This is a genomic window from Pseudomonas sp. PS1(2021), assembly GCF_020405165.1.
Classification (GTDB): Bacteria; Pseudomonadota; Gammaproteobacteria; order Pseudomonadales; family Pseudomonadaceae; genus Pseudomonas; species Pseudomonas aeruginosa.
The window spans coordinates 716,613-740,899 of record NZ_CP084484.1 but is presented as its reverse complement, the minus strand read 5'-3'; the positions used below and the strand labels follow the sequence as shown (position 1 = coordinate 740,899).

At 66.5% G+C, this 24,287-nt stretch carries 22 protein-coding genes and 1 tRNA gene; 9 read left to right on the top strand and 14 right to left on the bottom strand.

The features are described from left to right. Window positions 1-29: 29 nt before the first annotated feature. Window positions 30-2,177: a fatty acid oxidation complex subunit alpha FadB gene (gene fadB / locus LE197_RS03560; protein ID WP_003091204.1), complete on the bottom strand. Its 2,148-nt coding sequence runs from the start codon at window positions 2,175-2,177 to the stop codon at window positions 30-32. Between the two features lie 427 nt (window positions 2,178-2,604). Between fadB and LE197_RS03555 the strand changes: the two genes are divergently transcribed. Beyond that, window positions 2,605-3,423: a F0F1-type ATP synthase subunit beta gene (locus LE197_RS03555; RefSeq protein WP_042168980.1), complete on the top strand. Its 819-nt coding sequence runs from the start codon at window positions 2,605-2,607 to the stop codon at window positions 3,421-3,423. Between the two features lie 16 nt (window positions 3,424-3,439). Here LE197_RS03555 and LE197_RS03550 read toward each other — a convergent pair whose 3' ends face one another. Further along, the gene (locus LE197_RS03550; protein ID WP_033968915.1) at window positions 3,440-3,874 is read right to left on the bottom strand and encodes a hypothetical protein; all 435 of its coding nucleotides are present in this window, start codon (window positions 3,872-3,874) and stop codon (window positions 3,440-3,442) included. A gap of 207 nt (window positions 3,875-4,081) precedes the next feature. Between LE197_RS03550 and LE197_RS03545 the strand changes: the two genes are divergently transcribed. Next, window positions 4,082-4,519, top strand: a complete 438-nt coding sequence (locus tag LE197_RS03545) for a universal stress protein (RefSeq protein ID WP_059309676.1) — start codon at window positions 4,082-4,084, stop codon at window positions 4,517-4,519. 28 nt (window positions 4,520-4,547) lie between these two features. Here LE197_RS03545 and LE197_RS03540 read toward each other — a convergent pair whose 3' ends face one another. Both LE197_RS03540 and LE197_RS03535 read right to left on the bottom strand, forming a co-directional pair. Further along, entirely contained in the window at window positions 4,548-5,234 is a 687-nt protein-coding gene (locus LE197_RS03540; RefSeq protein ID WP_003091213.1) for a DUF6901 family protein, read from the bottom strand. Between the two features lie 149 nt (window positions 5,235-5,383). After that, on the bottom strand, window positions 5,384-7,306 hold the full coding sequence (locus tag LE197_RS03535; RefSeq protein WP_033968916.1) for an ATP-binding cassette domain-containing protein: 1,923 nt from the start codon (window positions 7,304-7,306) through the stop codon (window positions 5,384-5,386). A gap of 225 nt (window positions 7,307-7,531) precedes the next feature. Here LE197_RS03535 and slt point away from each other — a divergent pair, with 225 nt between their 5' ends. Beyond that, a complete protein-coding gene (slt, locus tag LE197_RS03530) occupies window positions 7,532-9,460 on the top strand; it encodes a lytic transglycosylase Slt (protein ID WP_033968917.1) in 1,929 nt (642 codons plus the stop codon). A 55-nt stretch (window positions 9,461-9,515) separates the two neighbouring features. Then, a complete protein-coding gene (locus LE197_RS03525; protein WP_003091225.1) occupies window positions 9,516-9,902 on the top strand; it encodes a lysozyme inhibitor LprI family protein in 387 nt (128 codons plus the stop codon). A 43-nt stretch (window positions 9,903-9,945) separates the two neighbouring features. Here the strand turns inward: LE197_RS03525 and LE197_RS03520 are convergent, their stop codons facing one another. The 5 genes from LE197_RS03520 to LE197_RS03500 form a co-directional block, all read right to left on the bottom strand. After that, on the bottom strand, window positions 9,946-10,752 hold the full coding sequence (locus LE197_RS03520) for an MOSC domain-containing protein (RefSeq protein WP_033968921.1): 807 nt from the start codon (window positions 10,750-10,752) through the stop codon (window positions 9,946-9,948). 102 nt (window positions 10,753-10,854) lie between these two features. Beyond that, complete coding sequence (gene yegS / locus LE197_RS03515; protein WP_039027205.1) at window positions 10,855-11,763, bottom strand: lipid kinase YegS; 909 nt, start codon at window positions 11,761-11,763, stop codon at window positions 10,855-10,857. Between the two features lie 74 nt (window positions 11,764-11,837). After that, window positions 11,838-13,397, bottom strand: a complete 1,560-nt coding sequence (locus LE197_RS03510) for an FGGY-family carbohydrate kinase (RefSeq protein WP_033968924.1) — start codon at window positions 13,395-13,397, stop codon at window positions 11,838-11,840. Window positions 13,398-13,417: 20 nt separating this feature from the next. Then, window positions 13,418-14,998, bottom strand: a complete 1,581-nt coding sequence (locus tag LE197_RS03505; RefSeq protein ID WP_033968925.1) for a glycerol-3-phosphate dehydrogenase/oxidase — start codon at window positions 14,996-14,998, stop codon at window positions 13,418-13,420. A 5-nt stretch (window positions 14,999-15,003) separates the two neighbouring features. Next, window positions 15,004-16,599 carry an FAD-binding oxidoreductase gene (locus LE197_RS03500; protein WP_057388395.1) on the bottom strand — a complete coding sequence of 532 codons (1,596 nt, stop codon included), beginning with the start codon at window positions 16,597-16,599 and terminating at the stop codon, window positions 15,004-15,006. 176 nt (window positions 16,600-16,775) lie between these two features. Here LE197_RS03500 and LE197_RS03495 point away from each other — a divergent pair, with 176 nt between their 5' ends. Further along, on the top strand, window positions 16,776-17,810 hold the full coding sequence (locus LE197_RS03495) for an AraC family transcriptional regulator (protein WP_033968927.1): 1,035 nt from the start codon (window positions 16,776-16,778) through the stop codon (window positions 17,808-17,810). A 28-nt stretch (window positions 17,811-17,838) separates the two neighbouring features. On the opposite strand, the gene glp is transcribed toward LE197_RS03495, so the two are convergent. Further along, window positions 17,839-19,056: a gephyrin-like molybdotransferase Glp gene (gene glp, locus LE197_RS03490; protein WP_033975933.1), complete on the bottom strand. Its 1,218-nt coding sequence runs from the start codon at window positions 19,054-19,056 to the stop codon at window positions 17,839-17,841. Next, a complete protein-coding gene (gene moaB / locus LE197_RS03485; RefSeq protein ID WP_033975931.1) occupies window positions 19,053-19,592 on the bottom strand; it encodes a molybdenum cofactor biosynthesis protein B in 540 nt (179 codons plus the stop codon). The genes glp and moaB overlap by 4 nt, the downstream gene beginning before the upstream one ends. A gap of 66 nt (window positions 19,593-19,658) precedes the next feature. Here moaB and mobA point away from each other — a divergent pair, with 66 nt between their 5' ends. From mobA to LE197_RS03470, 3 genes are all read left to right on the top strand, one after another. Next, a complete protein-coding gene (gene mobA / locus LE197_RS03480; protein ID WP_033975930.1) occupies window positions 19,659-20,255 on the top strand; it encodes a molybdenum cofactor guanylyltransferase MobA in 597 nt (198 codons plus the stop codon). A gap of 130 nt (window positions 20,256-20,385) precedes the next feature. Next, window positions 20,386-20,607, top strand: a complete 222-nt coding sequence (locus LE197_RS03475) for a YgdI/YgdR family lipoprotein (protein ID WP_024917588.1) — start codon at window positions 20,386-20,388, stop codon at window positions 20,605-20,607. A 153-nt stretch (window positions 20,608-20,760) separates the two neighbouring features. Next, window positions 20,761-20,837, top strand: a tRNA-Pro gene (locus LE197_RS03470). 57 nt (window positions 20,838-20,894) lie between these two features. Here the strand turns inward: LE197_RS03470 and LE197_RS03465 are convergent. The 3 genes from LE197_RS03465 to LE197_RS03455 form a co-directional block, all read right to left on the bottom strand. After that, on the bottom strand, window positions 20,895-22,298 hold the full coding sequence (locus LE197_RS03465) for a cytochrome b6 (protein ID WP_033968932.1): 1,404 nt from the start codon (window positions 22,296-22,298) through the stop codon (window positions 20,895-20,897). A gap of 367 nt (window positions 22,299-22,665) precedes the next feature. After that, window positions 22,666-22,905 (bottom strand): glutaredoxin family protein, encoded by a 240-nt coding sequence (locus LE197_RS03460; protein ID WP_033968933.1) that lies wholly within the window; start codon window positions 22,903-22,905, stop codon window positions 22,666-22,668. A gap of 45 nt (window positions 22,906-22,950) precedes the next feature. Beyond that, entirely contained in the window at window positions 22,951-23,508 is a 558-nt protein-coding gene (locus LE197_RS03455; RefSeq protein WP_033968934.1) for a TetR/AcrR family transcriptional regulator, read from the bottom strand. A 167-nt stretch (window positions 23,509-23,675) separates the two neighbouring features. On the opposite strand from LE197_RS03455, the gene LE197_RS03450 reads away from it, so the two are divergent. Next, complete coding sequence (locus tag LE197_RS03450) at window positions 23,676-24,272, top strand: glutathione S-transferase family protein (RefSeq protein ID WP_039027623.1); 597 nt, start codon at window positions 23,676-23,678, stop codon at window positions 24,270-24,272. Window positions 24,273-24,287: the final 15 nt, after the last annotated feature.

Below are 24,287 nucleotides of genomic sequence, written 5' to 3'. Positions count from 1 at the left end.
AATTCACTCTCGCTCTAGTCGTTCCGCGATTAACCGAAGAATTTCTGACCGTTCTTGGCCATTTCACGCAGCTTCGCGGTCGGGTGGTACAGCGCGCCCAGCTCGGCGTACTTGTCGGCCAGGGCCACGAACTCGGCGACACCGATCGAATCGATGTAGCGCAGAGCACCACCACGGAAGGGCGGGAAGCCGATGCCGTAGATCAGGCCCATATCGGCCTCGGCAGCGGTCTCGACGATGCCGTCTTCCAGGCAACGCACGGTTTCCAGGCACAGCGGGATCATCATGAAGTTGACGATGTCCTCGTCGGTCACTTCGCGCTGCTCGACCACGATCGGCTTGAGCACTTCGTAGGCTTGCGGATCGGTGACCTTCTTCGGCTTGCCGCGCTTGTCGGTCTCGTAGGCGTAGAAGCCCTTGCCGTTCTTCTGGCCCAGGCGGTTGGCCTCGTACATCACGTCGACGGCGGTCTTGCCCTCGACCGCCATGCGGTCCGGGAAGCCCTCGGCCATGACGTCGCGGCCATGGTGGCCGGTGTCGATGCCGACCACGTCGGACAGGTAGGCCGGGCCCATGGGCCAGCCGAACTTCTCCATCACCTTGTCGATGCGCACGAAGTCGACGCCGAAGCTCAGCAGCTTGGCGAAGCCGCCGAAGTACGGGAACAGCACACGGTTGACCAGGAAGCCAGGGCAATCGTTGACCACGATCGGGCTCTTGCCCATCTTCTTGGCGTAGGCGACGGTGGTGGCGATGGCGGTTTCACCGGTCTTCTCGCCACGGATCACTTCCACCAGCGGCATCATGTGCACCGGGTTGAAGAAATGCATGCCGCAGAAGTTTTCCGGACGCTTCAGCGCCTGGGCCAGCAGGCTGATGGAGATGGTCGAGGTGTTGGAGGCGATGATCGCGTCTTCCTTCACCGCGCCTTCCACTTCGGCGAGTACGGCTTGCTTGACCTTGGGGTTCTCGACGACGGCTTCGACGACGATGTCGACGTTGCCGAAGTCGCCATAGGACATGGTCGGACGGATGCCATTGAGCGCCTCGGCCATCTTCGCCGGGGTCAGGCGACCCTTCTCGACGCGCTTGCCGAGCAACTTGGCGGCCTCGTTCAGGCCCATCTGGATACCCTCTTCGCGGATATCCTTCATCAGGATCGGGGTGCCCTTGAGCGCCGACTGATAGGCGATGCCGCCGCCCATGATGCCGGCGCCGAGCACGGCGGCCAGTTTCACGTCCTTGGCGACTTCGTCGTATTTCTTGGCTTTCTTCTTCAGTTCCTGGTCATTCAGGAACAGGCCGATCAGGCTCTGCGCGACCGAGGTCTTGGCCAGCTTGACGAAGCCGGCGGCTTCGACTTCCAGCGCCTTGTCGCGGCCGAAGTTGGCGGCCTTCTGGATGCTCTTGATGGCTTCCACCGGCGCCGGGTAGTTCGGACCGGCCTGGCCGGCGACGAAGCCCTTGGCGGTTTCGAAGGCCATCATCTGCTCGATTGCATTCAGCTTCAGCTTTTCCAGCTTCGGCTGGCGCCGTGCCTTGTGGTCCAGCTCGCCGGCGACGGCGCGCTTGGCCAGGTCGAGGGCAGCGGCCTGCAGTTGCTCGGGAGCGACCACGGCGTCGACGGCGCCGACCTTCAGGGCGTCCTCCGCCTTGTTTTCCTTGCCCGAGGCGATCCACTCGACGGCGTTATCGCAGCCGATCAGGCGCGGCAGGCGGACGGTGCCGCCGAAGCCCGGGTAGATGCCCAGCTTGACTTCCGGCAGGCCGACCTTGGCGGTCGCGCTCATCACGCGGAAGTCCGCGGCCAGGCACATCTCCAGGCCGCCGCCGAGGGCGATGCCGTTGATCGCGGCAACGGTGGGTACGTCCAGGTCTTCGAAGTCGCTGAAGATCTTGTTGGCTTCGAGGTTGCCCGCCATCAGTTCCTCGTCGGGCAGCTGGAAGTTGTCAACGAACTCGGTGATGTCGGCACCAACGATGAACACGTCCTTGCCGCTGGTCACGATCACGCCCTTGACCGATGCATCGGCCTTGATCGCATCGACTGCCGCACGCAACTCACTGAGGGTGAGACGGTTGAACTTGTTGACGGACTCGCCCTTGAGATCGAAATTCAACTCGACGATGCCGCCCTCAAGAGGCTTAACCGTGATGGCTTTACCTTGGTAAATCATCAACTGATCTCCACGCTATTATGGAAGCTTGAACTTACACATCGGACGCCGTGTCGGGACCCTTTCGGCAACCGCCGAGCATAGTCCCAAACCCTTCGGCACACCCGCCGACGCGATAACCGGGTCTCTATTGTCGAGGCCTGCGCGAGGCAAACGCTCGATTCATACGCCCGTTTGACTTGGGTGCGCACACATTCCGGCAAAAGCCGGGAATTGTCAATCAGCCATCCGGAAAACACCTGCCCTCCTCCAGACCCTCTGCGCAGGGCCATTCAGCCAGCCTCTGTCGGACCATTCAGATGTTCGATGATCGGTGCCGTGGGCGCTTGTCCCGGCGCGGAAAGGCAGGCTAGAGTCGCCGCAGATCGCCATGCATGATCGACCACGGGCCGTTACAAAAGAACAACAAGAAGGCCTCCAGGGCCACATGGAGATGGAACCCATGACCTGCCGTCCGTTCACTCTTTGTCTGGCCCTGCTCGGCCTGCTCAGCCTGCCCGCCTTCGCGGCAGGGACCGCCGATGACCTGCTCGCCCTGCACCAGATGCGGCTCGCCACGCAGAAATCCCTGAACGCCTTCTTCATGTACGTCGGCCAGGAAGGCGATCAGCGCTACGCCAGCCTGATCGAAAGCTCGGCGCATACGGCGCAGGCCCGCCTGCAGCGACTCGACGGCGTGAACGGCAGCGAATCCCGGCGCCTGCTGGGCCAGCTTCGCGAGCAATGGCAGGACTATGCGCGAGACCTCGACAAGCTGACCGGCGCGGTGCGCAACAAGGGCTACAGCGACCTGCAACCGGTCGCCGACCTGGCACGGCGCAACCAGCAACTGATGGACCTCGGCGGCCAGCTGTATCGCAGCCTGCAACGGGAAAACGCCGCCACGGTGCCGACGCTCACCGAGCAGAGCCGCGAACAGAGCCTGCTGATGCAGGGCATTGCCTTGGACTATGCCTCGCGCAACGCGTCGGTGGGTGCCAGCTTCTTCGGCGGCGGCGAGGAGCGTCCACTGGACGACCTGGCCAGCCGCTTTTCGGTCAACCTGTTGAAGCTGCAGCAGGCGCCGCAGAACGACGAGGAGATCGCCAGGGCGCTGCGCAGCGTGGCGATCAAGTGGCACTACATCGAGAAATCCCTGCGCAACTACAACCAGAACAGCGTGCCGTTCCTGGTCAACAAGAATGCAGACCGGATCATCGATGGCCTGGAGAAGGTCGCCGCGCTGTATGCCGCGCGCAACCAATGAACCTCGGCGCGCAGCCTCAGGCGCGCTGGCGGAGAAATTCGGCGATGCGCCCGAGGTCGGCGCTATCGCCGCCCTCGCCCCAATACAGGGCAAGGAACTGGGCGGTCGCCTCCACCTTGTAGACATCCCCGGGGAGGCTGTGCAGGGCGTCCAGCAACTCATCGTCCGCGCACGGCTCGCGCCACTGGTTCAGCCACTGGCCCGGGGTATTCTGCCAATAGCACCAGGCCTCCCGGCCGCGTCGGCGCGGGCAGTGGAACTGCGCGCAGGACGTCGGCGGAGAGCTCTCGAGCCAATGCGGCCAATCCTGGCGCGCGAGCTGCATGGCCAGGCCGAGACGGCGCGCCTCGAGGCGCAGGGCCATCTTGCCGCGCTGCCTGTTGGACGGCATCAGCCAGGCCAGGGGACTGAGCATGACAGCCAGCAGCAGGATCACCAGCCAAGTGGTCATAAGGAACGGACACTCGAAAAACGGTTAAGGCATTTGCCTCGATCCGCGCGCACAGGCAGGATCGGTCGCAGTCGCCAAGGGAGGCGCAGTTTACAGGCGAATGCAGCCACGGCGGAGCAGCTTTTTGCCCAGCGCAACGGAACAGGTTCCACGCGCGGCGCGAAAGTCCATAATGAAAACACTATCCCCTTCTGGGAGGAGACGTTCATGCCCTATCAACACATTCTGGTCGCCGTCGACCTGACCGACGAATGCGACCCGGTGATGAAGCGTGCGGCGGCCCTGGCCACCAGCAACCAGGCCCGGCTCTCGGTGGTGCATGTGGTCGAGCCCATGGCCATGGCTTTCGGTGGGGACGTGCCGATGGACCTGTCGATGTTGCAACAGCAGCAGTTCGACCAGGCCCGTGAACGCCTGGATGCCTTCGCCGTGCGCTATCCGAACCTCGGCAGCGAGCAGCGCCACCTGGTCTACGGGCAACCGCGCCAGGAAATCCACCGCCTCGCCGCGGAGCAGGCCTGCGACCTGATCGTGGTCGGCAGCCACGGTCGCCATGGCCTGGCGCTGCTGCTCGGCTCCACTGCCAACGACGTGCTGCACGGCGCGCCCTGCGACGTGCTCGCGGTGCACCTGAAGAAAGCCTGATCTCTCCCGCTCGGCCGGGGCTTGCGCCTCAGCCGAGCGTTTCCTCGGCGCTCATCACCAGCGGGCGGATCTTCTGCAACTGGGTTTCCAGCGAATAGCTGATGCTCGACGACAGCGAGAAGAAGGTCAGGAACGCCTTCAGGTTGGAATCGCTGACACAGGTGTCGTGGATTCGCTGCCAGAACGCCTGGTTAACCAGTTGCAACTGCTGGAACAGCCGCACCAGCCCTTTCAGTTCCCAATCGGCATGCCGCCCCTCGCGGAAATTGAAATACTGGCGCATCAGGTACAGCGGCACCACCCGCAGCACGAACTCCTGGTTGCTGGCGAACGGCAGGTGCTGCATGGCCATCGGCCTCAGCGGCGCCAGCAGCGGACAGGCGCTGCTGGCCATGATCAAGCCGATCAGCGCGCGCAGTCCTTCCTCCAGGCCCGCCTGCTTGATGTACTCGCGCTCCGGCGTGCGCACGCAAATGCCGGCCTTGCGGAACGCCGGCAGGTTGCGGAAATCCTCGATCACCCCGTGCAGGTCGACCGCCGCCGGACAATGGCTGTAGCGTTCGCGATCGAGCGGGCAGTTGCTGCAGCGATTGTGCTCCAGGCGCGTCCAGCGCGGCGCCGCGGCCGCCGCCTGCGGGTCGTAGTGCCGCTCCAGCTCGATGCGATAGTTGAGCTGATGCTGGTCGTCCAGCGTGATGCGGTACTCGATTGCCATGGACTGATCCTTTCTCGGGAGACGGCCGGCCCGTCAATGACGCCAGCCAGAGGAACCGGCGGGAGACTGCACCCACCGCCGGCAAGGCCCGCAAGGATCATCGAGATGAGCCGCTATCACATTGATGCAGCTCACTTTTTCGAAATGGATCAGTCTTCCAGTTCGGCCCAGCGCTCGAGCAAGGCATCGAGTTCCTGCTGCAACGCGTCCAGCCGCGCCAGGGTTTCGCGCTGCTCGTCCTGCGGGCGCAGATAGAAATCCTGCTGCGCGATGGCTTCCTGGACACCCGCCAGCTCCGCCTCGACCGCGTCGATCTGCCCGGGCAAGGCCTCCAGCTCGCGCTGCAACTTGTAGCTGAGCTTTTTCTTCACCGGCGCCTCGCTCGGCGCCGCGGCAGCCGGCACGGGTTCGGCGGCGGGCGCCAGCGCGGTATTCAGCTCGGCCTTGCCGCTCTTCGACTCGCTCACGCCGAGCAGGCGCGGCGTGCCCCCTTGGCGCAGCCAGTCCTGGTAGCCGCCGACGAATTCGCGAACCTTGCCCTCGCCCTCGAAGACCAGGGTGCTGGTCACCACGTTGTCGAGGAAGGCCCGATCGTGGCTGACCATCAGCACGGTGCCCTGGAAACCGAGCAGGACTTCCTCCAGCAGTTCCAGGGTTTCCACGTCGAGGTCGTTGGTCGGTTCGTCGAGCACCAGCAGGTTGGCCGGCTTGCTGAACAGCTTGGCCAGCAGCAGGCGCGCGCGCTCGCCGCCGGACAACGCCTTCACCGGGGTGCGGGCGCGCTGCGGACTGAACAGGAAGTCGCCGAGATAACTGAGCACATGCCGGTTCTGGCCGTCGATGGTGATGAACTCGCGGCCTTCGGAGATATTGTCGATCACCGTCTGCTCGGGTTCGAGCTGATGGCGCAACTGGTCGAAGTAGGCCACTTCCAGCTTGGTGCCCACCTCGATCTTGCCCGAGGTCGGCTGCAGGTCGCCAAGCAGCAGCTTGAGCAAGGTGGTCTTGCCGGTACCGTTGGCGCCGAGCAGGCCGATACGGTCGCCGCGCTGCAGAACCATGGAAAAGTCGCGTACCAGCGGCTGGCCGCCGGGATGGGCGAAGCTGACGTGCTCCACCACGATCACCTGCTTGCCGGACTTGTCCGCGCTTTCCAACTGGAAGCTGGCCTTGCCCTGGCGCTCGCGGCGCTCGGCGCGTTCGCGACGCATTTCCTTCAGCGCCCGAACCCGCCCTTCGTTGCGCGTGCGGCGGGCCTTGATGCCCTGGCGGATCCACACTTCTTCCTGGGCCAGGCGCTTGTCGAACAATGCGTTGGCAGCTTCTTCGGCGGCCAGTTGCTGTTCCTTGTGCACCAGGAAACTGGCGTAGTCGCCGTTCCAGTCGATCAAGTGGCCACGATCCAGCTCGAGGATGCGGGTCGCCAGGGATTGCAGGAAGGCGCGGTCGTGGGTAATGAACAGCACCGCGCCGTTGAAGCCCAGCAGCGCTTCCTCGAGCCAGGCGATGGCGCCGATGTCCAGGTGGTTGGTCGGTTCGTCCAGCAGCAGCAGGTCCGGCTCGGCGACCAGCGCCTGGGCCAGCAGCACGCGCCGACGCCAGCCGCCGGAGAGTTCGGCGAGGGTCTTGTCGGCCGGCAACTGCAGGCGGCTGAGGGTGCTGTCCACCAGTTGCTGCAGGCGCCAGCCATCGCGCGCCTCGAGTTCCTGCTGGACCCGCGAGAGGCGCGCCAGGTCGTCGTCGGTATGGATGTTCAGGCTCAGGTGGTGGTACTCGGCGAGCAGCTTGCCGACTTCCGCCAGGCCTTCGGCCACCACGTCGAACACTGTCCGCTCGTCGGCACGCGGCAGTTCCTGGGGCAATTCGCCGATCTTCAGCGCCGGTGCGCGCCAGACTTCGCCGTCGTCGGCCTGCTGTTCGCCCTTGACCACCTTGAACAGGCTGGACTTGCCGGTACCGTTGCGCCCGATCACGCAGACCCGCTCGCCACGGCCGATCTGCCACGACACCTTGTCCAGCAAGGGAGTGGTGCCAAAGGCAAGGGATACATCGGTGAACTTGAGCAGGGTCATGGGCGCCTCCGGAAACAGGGCGCGCATTTTACGCCGGATAGGCATCGGATGGCACGGCGCTTTCACCGCCATGCCGCAACGGCTAAGCTTAGGCGAGCCATCCGCCCGGCTTCGGGCGCGCCCCGCGACAGCGGTCGCGCGCCAGTCCCGCGAGCGGTCGAAACGCCCGTAGGCAGCCGTTGCGGACCTGCCGACGTTACCCGACATCACCTGCCCGGATAAGTCATGCGCGGTCGCCTGTTCACTCTCGTTTCCTGCTTTTTGCTCGGTATTTCCTCCGTCGACGCGGTCCACGCCGCTTCCCTGACCGAACAACGCCGTCTCTACGACCAGGCCAAGGCCGCCCTGGCCAAGGGCAACAGCGCGCCCTACATGGCCTCGCGCAGCGCCCTGCGCGATTACCCGCTGGAACCCTACCTGGCCTACGACGAACTGACCCATCGGCTGAAGTCCGCCAGCAACGAGGAGGTCGAGCGCTTCCTCACCGAACACGGCGACCTGCCGCAGATCGGCTGGCTGAAACTGCGCTGGCTGCGCTTGCTGGCCGATCGCGGCGACTGGAAGACCTTCGTCAACTACTACGACCCGAAACTGAACTTCACCGAGCTCGACTGCCTGTATGGCCAGTACCAGTTGGGCCACGGCCAGAAGGCCGAAGGCTATGCCACCAGCGAACGCCTGTGGCTGGTCGGCAAGTCGCAGCCGGCTGCCTGCGACACCCTGTTCGGCCTCTGGCAGGGCGAAGGCCAGCTCACCGAGGAAAAGGTCTGGAAACGCCTCAAGCTGGCCGCCGAAGCCCGCAACTACAGCCTCGCCTCGCACCTCGCGCAGCGCCTGCCGACCCTCGGCAACCAGGGCGCGCTGATGGTCAGCGTGGCGCAGAACCCCGCACAGCTGAGCCAGACCGGCCGCTTCAGCCAGCGCGACCATGCCACCGCCGACGTGGTCGGTCTCGGCCTGCGCCGCCTGGCGCGGCAGGACCCGGAAAAGGCCCTGAGCCTGCTCGACTACTACAGCTCGGCGCTACCCTTCTCCAGCGACGAGAAGGTCGCCATCGCCCGCGAGATCGGTCTCAGCCTGGCCAAGCGCTTCGATCCGCGCGCACTGCCGCTGATGACCCAGTACGATCCCGGTCTGCGCGACAACACCGTCACCGAATGGCGCACCCGCCTGCTGCTGCGCCTGGGCCGCTGGGACGAAGCCTATGCGCTGACCCGCAAGCTGCCCCAGGATCTCGCCGCCACCAGCCGCTGGCGCTATTGGCAGGCACGCACCCTGCAACTGGCACAGCCGAACAGCAAGGAGCCGATCGCGCTGTACCAGAAGCTCGCCGGCGAGCGCGACTTCTACGGCTTCCTCGCCGCCGACCGCCTGAGCGTGCCGTACAAGCTCGGCAACCGCCCTGCACACATCGACCCGCGCGTCCTGCAACGCGTACGCAACGCCGCCAGCACACGCCGGGCCATGGAGTTCTTCAACCGTGGCGAAGTGATCAACGCCCGCCGCGAGTGGTACCACGCCGCGCGCCTGTTCGACCGCGACGAGCTGATCGCCCAGGCCAGGCTGGCCTACGACATGCAGTGGTATTTCCCGGCGATCCGCTCGATCAGCCAGGCGCAGTACTGGGACGACCTGGACATTCGCTTCCCGATGGCGCATCGCGCCACCCTGGTGCGCGAAGCGAAGAACCGCGGCCTGCACTCCAGCTGGATCTTCGCCATCACCCGGCAGGAAAGCGCGTTCATGTCAGATGCCCGTTCCGGAGTCGGCGCCACCGGGCTGATGCAGCTGATGCCCGGCACCGCCAAGGAGACCTCGCGCAAGTTCGGCATCCCGCTGGCCTCGACCCAGCAACTGATCGTGCCCGACGTCAACATCCGCCTCGGCGCCGCCTACCTGAGCCAGGTGCATGGCCAGTTCAACGGCAACCGGGTACTCGCCTCGGCCGCCTACAACGCCGGTCCGGGTCGCGTCCGCCAGTGGCTGAAAGATACCCGCCACCTGGCCTTCGACGTGTGGATCGAAACCATTCCGTTCGACGAGACTCGCCAGTACGTGCAGAACGTGCTGTCCTATGCGGTGATCTACGGGCAGAAGCTCAATGCGCCGCAGCCCATCGTCGACTGGCACGAACGCTACTTCGACGATTTCTGACCCCCACCCGGCCCGGACACCCGGGCCTTTCCAGTACCTTGAAAAGGACCTCAAGATGAACAAGCCCCTCGCCACCGCCCTGCTCGCCGCCTCCAGCCTGCTGCTCGCCGACGGCGCCCTGGCCGCCGACGCCTGCGGTACGCCGCGCAACGCCTTCGACAGCGTGTACTGCCGCAGCGGCGAGTTTTCCCAGGCCGACCGCGAGCTGAACCAGCAGTTCGGCACCCTGCGCAAGCACCTGAACGACGGCCAGAAAGCACTGCTGAAGAAAAGCCAGATCGCCTGGATCAAGGAGCGCGACGCGGCCTGCAGCGAAAGCAAGGACAACGGTTATTTCGTCAACCTCGACTGCGCCACCGAGAAGACCCGCCAGCGCCTCGACTTCCTCCGCGAACGCGAGCGCGAGTGCCTGAGCACCGGCTGCGTCGACGCCAAGCTCTGATCGCCGGCAATGGTCGCCCGCCGCAACGGCGGGCGACCGTTCCTCAGTCTAGGATTTCCACCGGCATCCCCACCTCCAGGCTGCCCTGTCCCAGCGCAATCAGGTTCTGCCCGAACAGCACCGCGCCATCCTTTTCCCGGTAGGTCTTCAGGGTCGTCAGCGGCTCGCGGTCCTCGTTGCGCTCGCCGGTCGCCGGATCCAGGGTGGTGAGGATGCAGCGGGAACAGGGCTTGGCCACGACGAACTCGACCGAGCCGATGCGGATGCGTTTCCAGCCGTCCTCGGCGAACGCGGCGCTGCCTTCCACCACCAGGTTGGGACGGAAGCGTAGCATCTCCAGCGGCCGACCGACCCGCTGGCTGAGGTCGTCGAGCGAAGCCTGGCCGATCAGCAGCAGCGGGAAACCGTCGGCGAAATGCACCTTCTGCCCCGGCTCGGCATAGCCGGTATCGACCTGCCGCGCGCGCGCCTCGGGAATGTGCACCAGGCGCGTCGGGCGGCCGAGGAAGCGTGTCAGCCAGTCCGCTGCGGCGTCGCCGGCATCCGGCGCCTGCAAGGTATCGCGCCAGACCGTGACGCCACGCAGGTTGGCGTCGGGTGCCGGTACTTCGAGGCTCAGCTCGGACATTCCCGGCGCATTCAGCCGCAGGACCTCCGGCGCCGCCCAGCGTGCCTGGATACGCCCCAGCTGCGGCAGCAGGCGCTGGGTGAAGAAACGTCCGGTTTCGGTGTCCACCGCCATCCAGCGTCGGTCGCCGACCACGCCCAGCGCATCGAGCGCGACGCGCTCCAGGGACTCGGCGGCGGAAGACTTGATCGGATAGCGGTACAGCGCGGAGAGACGGAACATGGAACCAGCATCCTTGGTGGAAAGATGCTGTTATACGGTGTCGCGGGAAAGGCCGACAAGACACAGACGCCACTCCAGGCAGCGGATCAGTCGGCTCCGCCCTCAGTCCTCGCGCGGCGGCTCGCACAACAACGGCGAATCGGCCGGCAAGTGCACGCGCAGCGCGCCCGGGGAAACCGAGAAACGCAGCTTGCGTCCTTCCAGCGGCTCGCCGTCGAGATTGACGTCGAGACCTTCCGCCGCCTCCACTTCCAGCCATGGCACCCGCGCGCGGACGAACAGGCTTTCCACTCCGTTGCCACCGCCGAGCAGGGTGCCCAGGGTACCGACCATGTCCTGCGGCGTCGGCAGGATGCTCACGTCGAGCAGGCCGTCGTCCACTCGCGCTTGCGGACACAGTACGTGCCCACCGCCGGCCTGGCGCCCGTTACCGATGCCCAGGGCGAGGAACTCGCCTTCCCACTGGAAGTCCGGGGCGCTGAAACGGCCCTGGGCGGCATGCACTTCGGAAAAACGGGTCAACCCGGTCAACAGGTAGGCGGCACCGCCGAGAACCTTCTTCAGGTCCTCCGAGGTATTCGCCGTGACCTTCGAACCGAAGCCGCCAGTGGCCATGTTGAGGAACAGCTTGTCGTTCACCTCGCCCAGGTCGATCGGCCGCGCCGTCTGATCGAGCAGCGCCAGCGCCGCGGCCGGCTCCAGGGGAATCCCGGCGGCGCGGGCGAAGTCGTTGGCGGTGCCCAGCGGCAGGATCGCCAGGCTCGCCTCGCCTCGCCCGCGCGCCAGCGCTTCGGCCACCTCGCGCAGCGTGCCGTCGCCACCGCCGGCGACCAGCGTCGCATACCCGGCCGCCAGCGCCTCTTCGACGATGCGCCGGGCGTCGCCGTCCTCCCAGGTTAGCCGCACCGCCAGCTCCCGTCCGGCCTCGCGCTGCGCCGCAACCGCGGCACGAACCTCTTCGTTGCCCGCCTGCTTGCCGTGCAGGACCAGCAGAACCTTGCCCTTGTCCATCGAACCGCCCCCCTCGTCGTGGCCTTGTCTTTGCCTATTGACCGCGCATCCGGGACGGAAGTGCGGCGCCCGGTTCAGGCAGGGTAGCCGGTAATCTCGCGAATGCTGCGGTAGAGCGGGCGCAACTGGCGATACATCCGCAGGTAGACCTCGCCATAGAGCCGCTGGTAGATCTGCCGGGCCTCCGCCTGGGGCAGGAAAACCCGGCCGACGCGGGTCATCCCGGCCACCGCGCTGGCGACGTCCGGATAGAGACCGAGCCCCACCGCACAGTCGATCGCCGCACCCAGGCCGGACGCCTCGTAGACGTGCGGGCGCTCGGCCGGCAGGCCGAAGATGTCGGCGGTGAGCTGCATCGCCGCGTCGCTCTGCGAGCCGCCGCCGGCCACGCGCAGGCGCACGATCGGCGTGCCCGAACGCTTCTCGATGCGCTCCTTGCCCTGGCGCAGGGCATAGGCCAGGCCCTCGAGGATGGCCCGGTAGATGTGCGCCCGGGTATGCACGTCGCCGAAACCGATCATCGCTCCCTTGGCCTCCAGTCCCGGTTCGCGGATTCCCGGCGACCAGTAGGGTTGCAGGGTCAGGCCCATCGAGCCGGGCGGCACGCCGTTGACCAGTTCGTCGAACAGTTGCTCCGGCTCGACCCCCTGCTCGCGCGCCTGCTGCATCTCGCGCAAGCCGAACTCGCGCTTGAACCAGCTGACCATCCAGTAGCCGCGATAGATCATCACCTCGGTATTGAAATGATCGGGAATCGCCGCCGGATAGGGTGGAATCAGCGGCACGGTTTCCAGGTAGCGGGCGCGAGTGGTGTTGATGGTCGCCGTGGTGCCGTAGGAGAGGCAGGCGATGGTGGGCTCCAGCGCACCTGCGCCGAGCACCTCGCAGGCCTTGTCGGCCCCCGCGGCGATCAACGGCAGGCCTTGCGGAATGCCGGTGTGCCGGCTGGCTTCGGCGCTGATCTCGCCGAGCCGCTCACCCGGCTTGAACAGCTCCGGCAACTGCTCGCGGCGTACCGCCAGTGCCTGCCATTTCCAGTCCCGCGGCGCGGCCCAGCGCAGGCGCTTGTAGTCGAACGGCAGGTAGGCAACGCAGCACCCCACCGAGTCGACGAAACGGCCGGTCAGGCGGTGGCTGAGAAAGCCGGAAAGCAGCAACACCTTGTCGGTCTTCGCGGCGATCTCCGGCTGCTCCTGGGCCACCCAGTTGACCTCGGCCTGGGCGCGGAAATGCTCCACCGCACCCTCGGCGCCGACCAGCTTGAACAGCCAGCCCCACGGCCCCCTGATACGCTCGCGGACCTCCGCCCGGCGCTGGTCGAGCCAGAGGATCGCCGGACGCAACGGCCTGCCCTCGGCATCGACATGGATCACCGTGCCGCGCTGGGTGGTCAGCGACACCCCGCGGATGAGCCCGCGATCGATGTCCACTTGTGCCCAGAGCCGCCGACAGGCCTCGCCGAGCATCGCCCAGTAGTACTCGGGGTCCTGTTCGGCCCAGCCCGGATGTTTCGAGTAGTAGGCCTCCAGCTCCACCTTGCCCTTGCCCAGCAGGTTGCCCTGCAGGTCGAACAGCAGGGCGCGCACGCTCTGGGTGCCATTGTCGATCGCCAGCAGATAGTTCTTGTCGTTCATCTCGTTCTCGTCTCGGCTGGTCAGACGGGCAGGCTGTAGTGCCGGCGCCAGAGGTCCAGATAGGCCTGTTGCTCACGTTCCCAGCGCGGGTCGTCCCAGCCCAGTCGCGCTTGGCAGAGCGCGCGGATACGCGGCAGGTATGCCGCGCCGCCTCCGGGCAACAGCAGGCCGAGGCGGGTACGGCGCAACAGCAGGTCGTCGAGATGCAGCACCATTTCCGCCTCGGCGGCGAACGCCAGTTCGGCCCAGAGCGTTTCGCTGGCACCCACGCAGTCCGTTCCGAGGGTGTCCACCAGCCGCTTGAGGCGGACCAGGTCGCGTCCGTAGCGACCGGCCAGGCGGCGTCGCTGGCCGCAGCCGAGCCCGTCGATGAGCGGGTCTTCACAGGCGCCGAAGACCGCCGCGCCATCGTCCGTGACCGTGCGCCCGAGCAGCGGCGCGCAGGCTTTTAGCACCTCCACCGCCAGCGGACGGAAGGTGGTCAGCTTGCCACCGGCCAGGGTCACGCAGCCCGGCTCGCGCCAGAGCACATGCTCGCGTTTCTCGTCGGAAGGCTTGCCGCTGTCGTCGCCGCTGCTGACCACCGGTCGCACGCCGGCCCAGGTCGACAGCACGTCGCGCGCCTCGATGGCCGCGGCGGGAAACTGCTGGGCGCAGGCCGCCAGCAGGTAGTCGAGTTCGGCGCGGCTGATCCGCGCATCCTCCCCAAGGCCGTCGCGATGGTCGAGATCGGTGGTGCCGACCACCGTCGCGCCCTCCCAGGGGAACACGAACACCGGTCGCCGGTCCGTGGCGTGCATGAAGCTGAAGGCATGGGCTACCGGCAGGCGCCAGGCCGGCAGCAACAGATGGCTGCCGCGCAGCGGGCGGATGTGTTCGCTTCCGCCGGGCTGGCGCAACTCATCGGCCCAGGCCCCGGTGGCCACCGCCAGGGCGCGGCAGCGAAAGTCGAGAAGCTCGCCGCTCTCGCGGTCCTCGGCACGCAGGCCGACCACCTGGCCGCCCTCGCGCAGCAATTCGCGCACGCGCATGCCGTTGAATGCCTCGCCGCCGTCGTGACGCGCCTCGGCCAGCACCCGCAGCACCAGGCGCGCATCGTCGGTCACCGCATCGAAGAATCGCGTGCCGCCGAGCAGCCGTTGTTCCTTCAGGCCCGGCGCCAGGTAGCGCAACGCGGCGGCGTCGTAGAAACGGTGGTTGCGCCGCCCGGCAAGGGCGTCGTAGACGCTCAGCAGGCCGCCGAATACCCGCGGGCCGGGAAAGCCGCCGCGGTAGTGGGCCATCACGAAGCTCAACGGCTCCACCAGTCCAGGCGCCTCGCCGAGCAGGCGCTGGCGCTCGCGCACCGAGTCGCGGGTCAGCCGCCACTGGCCCTTGGCGATGTAGCGCAGGCCGCCATGGACCATCTTCGACGAGCGGCTCGAGGTGCCCCAGGCGAAGTCCCGCTGCTCCAGCAGCAGGCAGCGCCAGCCGCGCCGTGCGGCTTCGCGGAGGATGCCGGCACCGCTGATGCCGCCGCCGACCACGATCAGGTCCCACTCCTGCCCCACCAGCGCCGGCAGGCGGCGGCGACGCCACTCCTCGTTCCAGGCTGAAGTCATTCCGCTCAGTCCTGCAGCAAGGTGCCGCGATTGAGCCGTCCAGCCGGATCGAAGTGACCGGCCATGGCACGCAGCGCGGCGACGCCCAGTTCGCCCTTCTCGCGGGGCAGGTAGGGTGCATGGTCCTTGCCGACGCCATGCTGGTGGCTGATGGTGCCGCGATTGTCGACGATCGCCTGGCTGGCCGCATGCTTGAGACGCTTCCAGCGTTCCAGCGTCGCCGCATAGCTCGCGGCCGGACGGAACACGTAGGTGGTATAGATGCTCGACCCCTCGCCATAGACATGCGAGAGGTGGGTGAACACATGGACCTTCTCGCCCTCGGCGGCCAGGCCGTCGCGCAGGCTGGCCTCGATCTTCTGCAGCAGGCCGTCGACGTTGCTCCAGTCGGTGGCGGTCTCCAGGGTGTCCACGGCGTAGCCCGCCTGCCACAGGGCCTCGCGCAGGTAGGGGAAGCGGAAGCGATTCTGCGCCCACTTGCGCCCCAGCAGGGTGCCGGTGAAGACCCCGCCGAAGCGTTTCAGCAAGGCCTTCGCCTGGCTCAGCGATAATCCGTTCTGCCGGCGGTTGCCGGTCACGCCGAAGGTCAGCATGCACTTGCCCTCGCCCGCGCCGCGCAGCGCCAGGTATTTCTCCAGCCAGGCGATCTGTCCGGGATGGCCGGCCAGGGCCAGTTGGGTCATGGTTTCCACGGCGTTGGACAGGCGCAGCATCGACAGCGGCACGCGCGCCTGGGCCAGCTCGCGGGTGGCTTGCAGGGCCTGCTGCCAGTTCGGCAGGAAGACGCTGTAGAAGCGCTCGTCCTCGGCCAGCGGCGAGACCCGCACCTTCACCGAGGAAATGATCCCGAAGCGCCCCTCAGAGCCCAGCACCAGTTCGCGCAGGTCCGGTCCCGCCGCGGATGCCGGGAAGGTGGCGATCTCAAGCGGCCCGGCGAAGGTCTCCAGGGTCCCGCCGGCGAAAAGTTGTTCGATCCGCCCGTAGCGCAGCGACTGCTGGCCGCTGGAGCGGCTGGCGACCCAGCCACCGAGGGTCGACAACTCCCAGGACTGCGGGAAATGCCCGAGCGTGTAGCCCAGCGCACGCAACTGGCTCTCCACCTGCGGGCCGGCGGCGCCGGGGCCGAAGGTCGCGACCAGGCTCTCGCGGTCCAGGTCGAGCAGGCGGTTCATGCGCTCCAGCGAGACCGTCAGTACCGGCCGCCGCGAGGCTTGCGGATTGATATGGCCGGCCACGGAAGTACCGCCGCCATAGGGAATCAGTTGCAGGTCGCGGGAGTCGGCCAGGGCCAGCAACTCACGGATCTGCTCGGCGGTTTCCGGATAGGCCACGGCGTCCGGGTAGACGCCGAAGTCGCCCTCGCGCATCGCCAGCCAGTCCGGCAGGCTCTGCCCGCGGGCATGCAGCAGCCGCTCATGGGGGTCGATACTGTAGCGCGGATCGGCCTCCAGGCGTGACGCCGGGACCTTCGCCAGCGCCGCCTCCAGGCTGGCGTCCGGCAAGCGTGCGCCCTGCCCGACCAGTTCCGCCAGGAACCCACGGGCGCTGTCCGGCAATTCGACCACGGTGCTTTCTTCGCCCCAGCCATTCCAACGGCGCATGAACCTCTCCCCTCGCTTGTCGCGGCAACCTGTTTATCGGAACCTTTCTGGCTGCCTATACTAGCCAGCCGCCCTCGCCTGTCACTGTCGGATCGAGACACTCCCTGTGACCGATCAAGACAGCCGGCACGCACGCCGGACGGCCTGTTCCACCCGCCACGACAAGAACAACGACCATGCAGACCCTTGGCTCCACCTCGGTTCCGGCCCTGCTGAAATACCTGCGCCACGCCGAACGGCTCGGCCTGGACATCGCCCCTGCCCTGGCCGCCGCAGGCCTCCAGGCCGACCAGCTCAACGACAATCGCCAGCGCCTGCCGGGCGAAGCCCACGAGCGCCTGCTCGGCTATTTCTGCGAACATTCCGGCGACCCCCTGTTCGGCCTGCATTCGGCGCGCTTCGTCCAGCCCGGCTCCTGGAGCGTGCTCGGCTACATCACGATGAACTGCGCCACCCTGGGCGAGGCCATGAGTCGCATCACGCCCTACGAGAAGCTGGTCGGCGACATGGGCACCAGCCGCATCGAGGCGGCCGGCGGGCAGGTCCGGCTGATCTGGAACTGCCGCCACCAGACACCCCTGGTACGGCGCCACATGGTCGAGCACGTCCTGGCTTCCTGGGTCCTCTACGCGCGCTGGATCGCCGACCTGGAAGGTTCGCCGGACGAGGTCTGGCTGGAACACGAACTGCCGGACGGAACCCGCGTGGAAGACTACGAGACCTTCTTCGGTTGTCCGGTGCGCTTCGCCCGACCCTGCTCCGCGCTGCTGGTACCGCTGGACTACCTGGCGCTGCCGCTGCGCCAGGCCGACGCGACGCTGCTGCGCACCCTGGAGGAACATGCCCTGGCGCTGATGGCCGAGCTGGACGATGACGAGCCACTGCCGCTGCGGGTGAAGAACGCCCTGCGCCAGCTACTCAAGGACGGCCTGCCGCGCAAGGAACGGGTGGCGGAAAAGTTCGGCATGACCGTACGCACCCTGCAACGCCACCTGCAGCAAGCCGGCAGCAGCTACCAGCAGACCCTCGACGAACTGCGCCGCGAACTGGCCGAGCACTACCTTCTGCATAGCGAGCTGCCGATCCAGGACATCGCCCAGTACCTGGGCTTTACCGAGTCCCGCTCGTTCCATCGCAGTTTCAAGGGCTGGACCGGGCAGACGCCCGGCGAGTACCGGCAACGGCGGCGCAAGGAGCCGGCGGCGCAATGAGAACGGCGGCCATCCGGCCGCCGTCGGCTCAATCGAGCAATTCGCTCAGCGGAATGAACGCCACGCCCTCGCCCTCCACGAGGGTACGCCCCTCGCGGACCTCCACCAGCCCCTCGGCCCAGGAAGCGCTGCGCAGTACCCCGGAACTCTGGTTCGGATAGAGCACCGCGCGGCCCAGCTCCAGACGGCCACGCAGGTACTCGCGACGCTGCCCCGCCTTGGTCCAGGCGAAGCCGGCCGGTACCTCCACCCGCAGCGGCGCGACCTGCGCCACGCCGAGCCGGCGCAGCAGGTAGGGACGCGCCAGCAGGGCGAAGGTGACCAGGGTCGAAGCCGGATTGCCCGGCAGGCCGATCACCGGAATATCCTGGAACTGGCCGACGGTCAGCGGCTTGCCGGGTTTTATCGCCAGCTTCCAGAGGGTCAGCTCGCCGGCTTCGCGCAGCGCCATGCCGAGGAAGTCGGCCTCGCCCACCGATACGCCGCCAGTGGACAGGATAAGGTCAACCCCGGCCAACCCGGCCAGGCGCTCGCGGGTACGTGCCAGATCGTCGGGAAGGATGCCAGCGTCGATCACGTCGCAGCCCAGGCGTTGCAGCCAATCCTTGAGCAACGGACGGTTGCTGTTGTAGATCTGCCCGGCCTGCAGCGGCTGGCCCGCCTCGACCAGCTCGTCGCCGGTGGACAGCAGCGCCACCCGCGGCTTGCGTCGCACCTCCAGGGCCGCGCAACCGAGCGAAGCCGCCAGCCCCAGTTCGATGGAGCGCAGGCGCGTGCCGGCCGGCAGGACAAGGTCGCCCTGGCGGGTTTCCTGGCCACGCGGGCGCACATGCTGGCCCGCGCGCAACGGCTGGGTGAAGCGCACGCGGCCATCGTCGAGCGCTTCGGCGTTTTCCTGCATCTCTACCAGATCGGCGCCTTCCGGCAGCGGCGCACCGGTGAAGATCCGCGCACAGGTACCCGCTTGCAGCGGCTCCGGCGCCTGTCCGGCAAAGATCTTCTGGCTGACCGGCAATGGCTCGCCGCTCCAGTCGGCGAGGCGCAAGGCGTAGCCGTCCATGGCGCTGTTCGGCCACGGTGGCAGGTCCAGGCCGGCCAGCAGGTCGACCGCCAGCACGCGGCCGCCAGCACGCTCCAGGGGCACCTGCTCACACATATCGATAGGCGTTTGCGAAGCCAGTTCGAGGAGCCGTTCCAGCGCCGTCTCGACCGGCATCAGCCCGGGATGTTCGCAGCAGCCGCTCACCCGCGGCTCTCGCAGGGCGCCGCCTGTTTCAGGTGCGGGACGAAGTTGCACGGGCGATGACGGGCGTCCAGTTGCTCGACGAGGATGCCTTCCCAGGCAGTGCGGCAGGCGTTGGTGGAACCCGGCAGGCAACAGACCAGGGTACCGTTGGAAAGCCCGGCCAGGGCCCGCGACTGGATGGTGGAGGTACCGATGTCGGCCAGCGAAATCTGCCGGAACAGCTCGCCGAAGCCGTCCACCTGCTTGTCCAGCAGGCAGGCCACCGCTTCCGGGGTGCTGTCGCGGCCGGTGAAACCGGTGCCGCCGGTGATCAGCACGACCTGCACGCTATCCTCGGCGATCCAGGTCGCGACCTGTGCGCGGATCCGGTACAGGTCATCCTTCAGCAGCACGCGAGCGGCCAGGTTGTGCCCGGCCTCGGTCAGGCGGTCGACGAACAACTGGCCTGAGGTATCGGTTTCCAGGGTACGGGTATCGCTGACGGTCAGGACGGCGATGTTCAACGGCACGAATACCGTTTCGGCCTTGTGGCTCATGGGGTTGGCCCTTGCTTGTGGACGTGATCGCGGTGTTATATCACAGGCCCGACACGGAGACCCCAGATGCCCGATAGCGCCCTGCCCCCCTGCTCCATCCTTCTCCTGGCGGGAGGCCGCGGCCAGCGCATGGGCGGTCGCGACAAGGGCCTGATCGAGTGGCAGGGCCTGCCCCTGATCGCCCACCTGCATCGCCTGGTACGCCCGCTCACCGATGACCTGATCGTCTCCTGCAACCGCAACCAGGAACACTATGCGGTATATGCCGACCGCCTGGTGAGCGACGACAGCCGGGACTTCCCCGGCCCGCTCGCCGGCATCCGCGCCGGCCTGGCGGTGGCCCGGCATCCCTGGCTGCTGGTGCTGCCCTGCGACGCGCCGCGCATCGACCGCGCCTTGCTGGAAACCCTGCTGCAGGCCGCCGGCCGCACACCGGCGCGCCCCTGGATGCTGCGCTGCGGCGGTCAGTGGGAACCGCTGTTCAGCCTGATCCCGACGCACCTGGCCGAAGAGATAGAACACGCCTGGCGCCAGGGCGACCGTAGCCCACGCCACGTCCTGTTGCCGCTTGGCGCGGAGGCCATCGAGCTGGCCGCGGGCGATCCGCGGCTGGCCAACCTGAACACCCCCGAGCTGTTGGCTAATCACCGCGAACTGAAGTAAAACGGAAGAGACGTCGAGTCGAATTTTCTCGAAGGTGGGGGGAACACTCGTTTTTAGGGGGAACTCTTCCTAGAACTCGTCTGTCAGAAACTCGTAACTTCAAAGTCTGACCGCACAGGAGAACTGCGCAATGATCAAGCGGATGCTACCCGCCTTCCTCCTCGCCGTAGGCCTCGGCGCCCTCGCGGGTTGTTCCAGCCCTACCGTGATCACCCTCAACGACGGACGTGAAATCCAGGCCGTAGACACTCCTTCCTATGACGAGGATTCCGGCTTCTACGAGTTCGAACAGCTCGACGGCAAGCGCGCCCGCGTGAACAAGGACCAGGTCCGCACCGTCAAGGAACTCTGATACCGTCGCGTAACAGGTTTTCCTGAAGACCCCGTCGACTCGAACGAGCGACGGGGTCTTTGCTTTTCCGCCCGAGAAAACCGGGGCTCGAAAAAAAATTCATCTAACCCCTTGTGTACCAAAACTTTTTCTGTAGAATGCGCCCCAACAAAACGGAGCGTAGCGCAGCTTGGTAGCGCGTCTCGTTCGGGACGAGAAGGTCGCTGGTTCGAATCCAGTCGCTCCGACCATATCCCGAAAAACCCGCCTCAACGGCGGGTTTTTTATTGCCTGCGATCCGGTCTTTCTCACAGGGTACGCAGGTAGGCCACCAGGTCGCCCTTCTCTTCCGCGGACAGCTTGCGGTCCAGCACCAGGTTGAAGAACTCCACCGTGTCCTCCAGGGTCAGCAGGCGGTCGTCGTGCAGGTACGGCGGCGAATCCTTGATCCCGCGCAACGGGAAGGTCTTGATCGGCCCGTCGGCGGACGCCATCACGCCATTGACCAGTTTCGGATCGTAGAAGCGCTCCACCTTCAGGTTGTGCATCAGGTTGTCGGTGAAGTAAGGCGGCGCATGGCACCCGGCGCAGGCCGCCTTGCCGTAGAACAGCTTTTCGCCACGCAATTCCTGCTCGCTGGCCTTGCGCGGATCGAGCCGCCCCTCCACATCCAGCTTCGGTGCCGGCGGGAAGTCCAGCAGCGCCTGGAACTCACCCATGAAATGCACCTGACTGCCACGCTCGAGCACGTTCACGCCCTTCTTGGTGGCGATTACCGGATCGCCGTCGAAGTAGGCGGCGCGCTGCTCGAACTCGGTGAAGTCCTCGACGGTCTTCAGGGCCCTCTGCGAGCCGAACAGCCGCTGGATGTTCACGCCGCGCAGCGTCGGCGTGTCGATGCGGTGGCGGAACGGTTGCGGGCGCACGTCGCCGGCAAGGTGGGTAGCGGCATTGGTGTGGCCGTTCGCATGGCAGTCGAAGCAGGCCACGCCGCGGCTCGGATGCTCGCTACGGCGATCGTCGGTGAGGTTGAACTGCTGCTGCGGAAAGGCCGTTAGCAGCAGGCGCAGCCCTTCCAGCTGCTTGGGATTGAGAATCCCGTTGAACAACTCGAAATAGTTGTCGATGGTCACCAGCTTGCCCTTGGACACATCGCCCAGGTCAGGCCGGGTGGTAAGGAACATCGGTGCCGGGAATTCCGGCAGGAAGTGGTCCGGCAGGTCGTAGTCGAGGTCGAAACGGGTCAGGTCGCGGCTTTCCTGGCGCTTGATCTCGTCGATGAGGAACTTGGGAAAGACCATCCCGCCTTCGGCATGGTTGGGGTGCGGCAGCGGCAGGAAGCCGCCGGGGAACAGCCCCTGCTTGCGGATTTCCTCGGGGCTCAGCCTGGCCAGTTCCTCCCAGTTGGTGCCGGCCGGTAGCTTCACCCGGACCCCTTCCTGCAGCGGCTTGCCGCGCGTCATGCTGGCGCCCTTGGCCGGCCTGTCGCTGAGATCGTAACGCTGTTCGAGAAGCGTCTTGTGGGCCTGCTCGATCGACGGCTTGTTCGCTGTCATGCGCTTCATGATGGTGGCGAAGTCCTCGTTGATCACCACCGGCGAATAGCTGGAAGTCTTGCTTGGCTGCTCATCCCCCGCGACCACGGCGGATTGCAGCCCCAGGGCGAACGGCATGACCCAGAGGGCATGGCGCGTCCAGGCGGGCGTTTTCATCAGGCGTCCTCTTTCGTTATGAGGAAACGCCGAGCCTCGTCGTCCCGACCCCACACCCCGGCGGTCCGCGACAGCGGACCGAACGACCTGCAACGCGTCCTGCGCCACGCGGGTTCCCGGCTGTTTCCAGTCAGTCCTGAAGGGAACTCAGGGTTTATCCATCGCCCTTCAGGCCTAGCCGAGCGCAGCCTGCCGAGCCAATAGGCTCAGGCTATGAAAACCATTGAGAAATACCTATGCATCGCTTCGCCAGCATCGCCGAAGCCAGGTATCGCGCGGCATGAGGGAAGGAGGCGGAACGCAGCCCGGTTTGCGCATAGAGCGCGGGGTTACCAGCAGTGCCGCGCTTAGCGCGAATGAATAGGCATCAGCGGCTGAGGAAGGCTGCGACCTGCTCGGCCTCGAACGGCCAGTTCAGCTCGGCGCCATTGTCGCAGCGGCGCAGCACCGGGATCCGCAGACCATAGCGCTCGACCCAGGCTTCGTCGTCGGCGATCTCCACCAGCTCGACCAGCAGGCCATGTTCGACGAAGGGCATCAGCACCGCCTCCGCGACTTCGCAGAGGTGGCAACCGAGGGTTCCGAAGAGTTGGCATTCCGGTGGCATCGAAAGGACCTGTGCAGTGTTTCGCGGCGATGGTAGCACCCGCGCTCAGATGCCAGCGACCTGCAACAGACTTTCGGCCGCCTGCCGGGCCTCGCGAGCCTGCTCCGCCGGCCCGTGGATGTGCGCCATCACCAGGGCGCCCTCCATCAGGTATTGCAACTGCCGCGCAAGCAGTGCCGCCGAACGCACGCCCAGTCGCTCCAGCTGGCGCTGGAAATAGGCTTCGACGAAGGCCTTTTGCTCGGCCGCCTGGCGATGGATCGGATGCGAGCGCTCATGGAACTCGGCGGCGGCATGGATGAAGGCACAGCCACGGAACGCCTCGTCCTGGAGGAACTCCTCCAGTCCATCGAACACAGCCAGGATCGCCGCGCGCGGCTGCAACCGCGCCTCGGCTTCGAGCATGCGTTCGGCGGTGCGCTGCCGACGCACCTCCAGGGCGGCCATGATCAGTTCGTCCTTCGAGCGAAAATGCTTGTACAGAGTCATCTTCGCCACCCCGGATTCGGCCAGGATGCGGTCGATGCCGGTGGCGTGGTAACCCTCGCGATAGAACAGGTCGACGGCGGTGCTGAGCAGTTGCTCGCGTTTGCGGGATGTCATGGAAAGCCTCCTGAGCGGTCCATTATGCGCGACCCTGCCGCCCCCTTGAACCGCTCTGCGTCGCTCCCCGGACGAATACCGACGGAAAAGGGCGAACGCACCCCTTGAAATATACAGACCTGTCTGTCTAATATCCAGACACCCACTCCCCTGCCAGGAACCCTCAGATGAAACTCCATGACCTGGATCTCTCCGGCAACGCCTACAAGGTCCGTCTGTTCCTCTCCCTCATCGGCCGCGAGGCGACGCTGCGGCCGGTCGATTTCCTCAACCGCGAGCACAAGACCCAGGCCTTCCTCCGCATGAATCCCCGCGGGCAGGTCCCGGTGCTGGAAGACGGCGATCTGCAACTGGGCGACTCCCACGCCATTCTCGTCTATCTGGCGCGACGCCATGCCGGCCCCGAGTGGTATCCGCTCGACCCCGTCAGCCAGGGCCGCATCGCCTACTGGCTCAGCTATTCGGCCAACGAGGTGCAGAACGGCCCGGCCAGCGCCCGGCTGATCACTCGCTTCAACCTGCCGCTGGATCGCGAGCAAACCCACCAGCGAGGCCTGGAAGTGCTGCGCCTGGTCGACCGGCACCTGGCCGAGCATCGCTGGCTGGCCCAGGGCGAACAGCCGAGCATCGCCGACGTGGCCCTCTACCCCTACCTGGCCCTGGCCCCCGAGGGCGGCCTGGCGCTGGACCACTACCCGGCGCTGAACGCCTGGATCGCCCGCATCCGCGCGCTGCCCGGCTACATCCCGATGCCCGGCCTGTAGCTCGGCAGGAGGCAG

Excerpts from the sequence above, each read along its gene's own strand:
- LE197_RS03495 (WP_033968927.1), top strand. The coding sequence starts at position 16,776 with ATGCAGACCCTTGGCTCCACCTCGGTTCCGGCCCTGCTGAAATACCTG.
- fadB (WP_003091204.1), bottom strand. The coding sequence starts at position 2,177 with ATGATTTACCAAGGTAAAGCCATCACGGTTAAGCCTCTTGAGGGCGGC.
- LE197_RS03545 (WP_059309676.1), top strand. The coding sequence starts at position 4,082 with ATGCCCTATCAACACATTCTGGTCGCCGTCGACCTGACCGACGAATGC.
- LE197_RS03540 (WP_003091213.1), bottom strand. The coding sequence starts at position 5,234 with ATGGCAATCGAGTACCGCATCACGCTGGACGACCAGCATCAGCTCAAC.
- LE197_RS03455 (WP_033968934.1), bottom strand. The coding sequence starts at position 23,508 with ATGACATCCCGCAAACGCGAGCAACTGCTCAGCACCGCCGTCGACCTG.
- yegS (WP_039027205.1), bottom strand. The coding sequence starts at position 11,763 with ATGGACAAGGGCAAGGTTCTGCTGGTCCTGCACGGCAAGCAGGCGGGC.
- LE197_RS03555 (WP_042168980.1), top strand. The coding sequence starts at position 2,605 with ATGGAGATGGAACCCATGACCTGCCGTCCGTTCACTCTTTGTCTGGCC.
- LE197_RS03525 (WP_003091225.1), top strand. The coding sequence starts at position 9,516 with ATGAACAAGCCCCTCGCCACCGCCCTGCTCGCCGCCTCCAGCCTGCTG.
- LE197_RS03510 (WP_033968924.1), bottom strand. The coding sequence starts at position 13,397 with ATGAACGACAAGAACTATCTGCTGGCGATCGACAATGGCACCCAGAGC.
- LE197_RS03500 (WP_057388395.1), bottom strand. The coding sequence starts at position 16,599 with ATGCGCCGTTGGAATGGCTGGGGCGAAGAAAGCACCGTGGTCGAATTG.
- LE197_RS03505 (WP_033968925.1), bottom strand. The coding sequence starts at position 14,998 with ATGACTTCAGCCTGGAACGAGGAGTGGCGTCGCCGCCGCCTGCCGGCG.
- LE197_RS03550 (WP_033968915.1), bottom strand. The coding sequence starts at position 3,874 with ATGACCACTTGGCTGGTGATCCTGCTGCTGGCTGTCATGCTCAGTCCC.
- LE197_RS03460 (WP_033968933.1), bottom strand. The coding sequence starts at position 22,905 with ATGCCACCGGAATGCCAACTCTTCGGAACCCTCGGTTGCCACCTCTGC.
- LE197_RS03465 (WP_033968932.1), bottom strand. The coding sequence starts at position 22,298 with ATGAAAACGCCCGCCTGGACGCGCCATGCCCTCTGGGTCATGCCGTTC.
- LE197_RS03450 (WP_039027623.1), top strand. The coding sequence starts at position 23,676 with ATGAAACTCCATGACCTGGATCTCTCCGGCAACGCCTACAAGGTCCGT.
- LE197_RS03535 (WP_033968916.1), bottom strand. The coding sequence starts at position 7,306 with ATGACCCTGCTCAAGTTCACCGATGTATCCCTTGCCTTTGGCACCACT.
- mobA (WP_033975930.1), top strand. The coding sequence starts at position 19,659 with ATGCCCGATAGCGCCCTGCCCCCCTGCTCCATCCTTCTCCTGGCGGGA.
- LE197_RS03475 (WP_024917588.1), top strand. The coding sequence starts at position 20,386 with ATGATCAAGCGGATGCTACCCGCCTTCCTCCTCGCCGTAGGCCTCGGC.
- moaB (WP_033975931.1), bottom strand. The coding sequence starts at position 19,592 with ATGAGCCACAAGGCCGAAACGGTATTCGTGCCGTTGAACATCGCCGTC.
- slt (WP_033968917.1), top strand. The coding sequence starts at position 7,532 with ATGCGCGGTCGCCTGTTCACTCTCGTTTCCTGCTTTTTGCTCGGTATT.
- LE197_RS03520 (WP_033968921.1), bottom strand. The coding sequence starts at position 10,752 with ATGTTCCGTCTCTCCGCGCTGTACCGCTATCCGATCAAGTCTTCCGCC.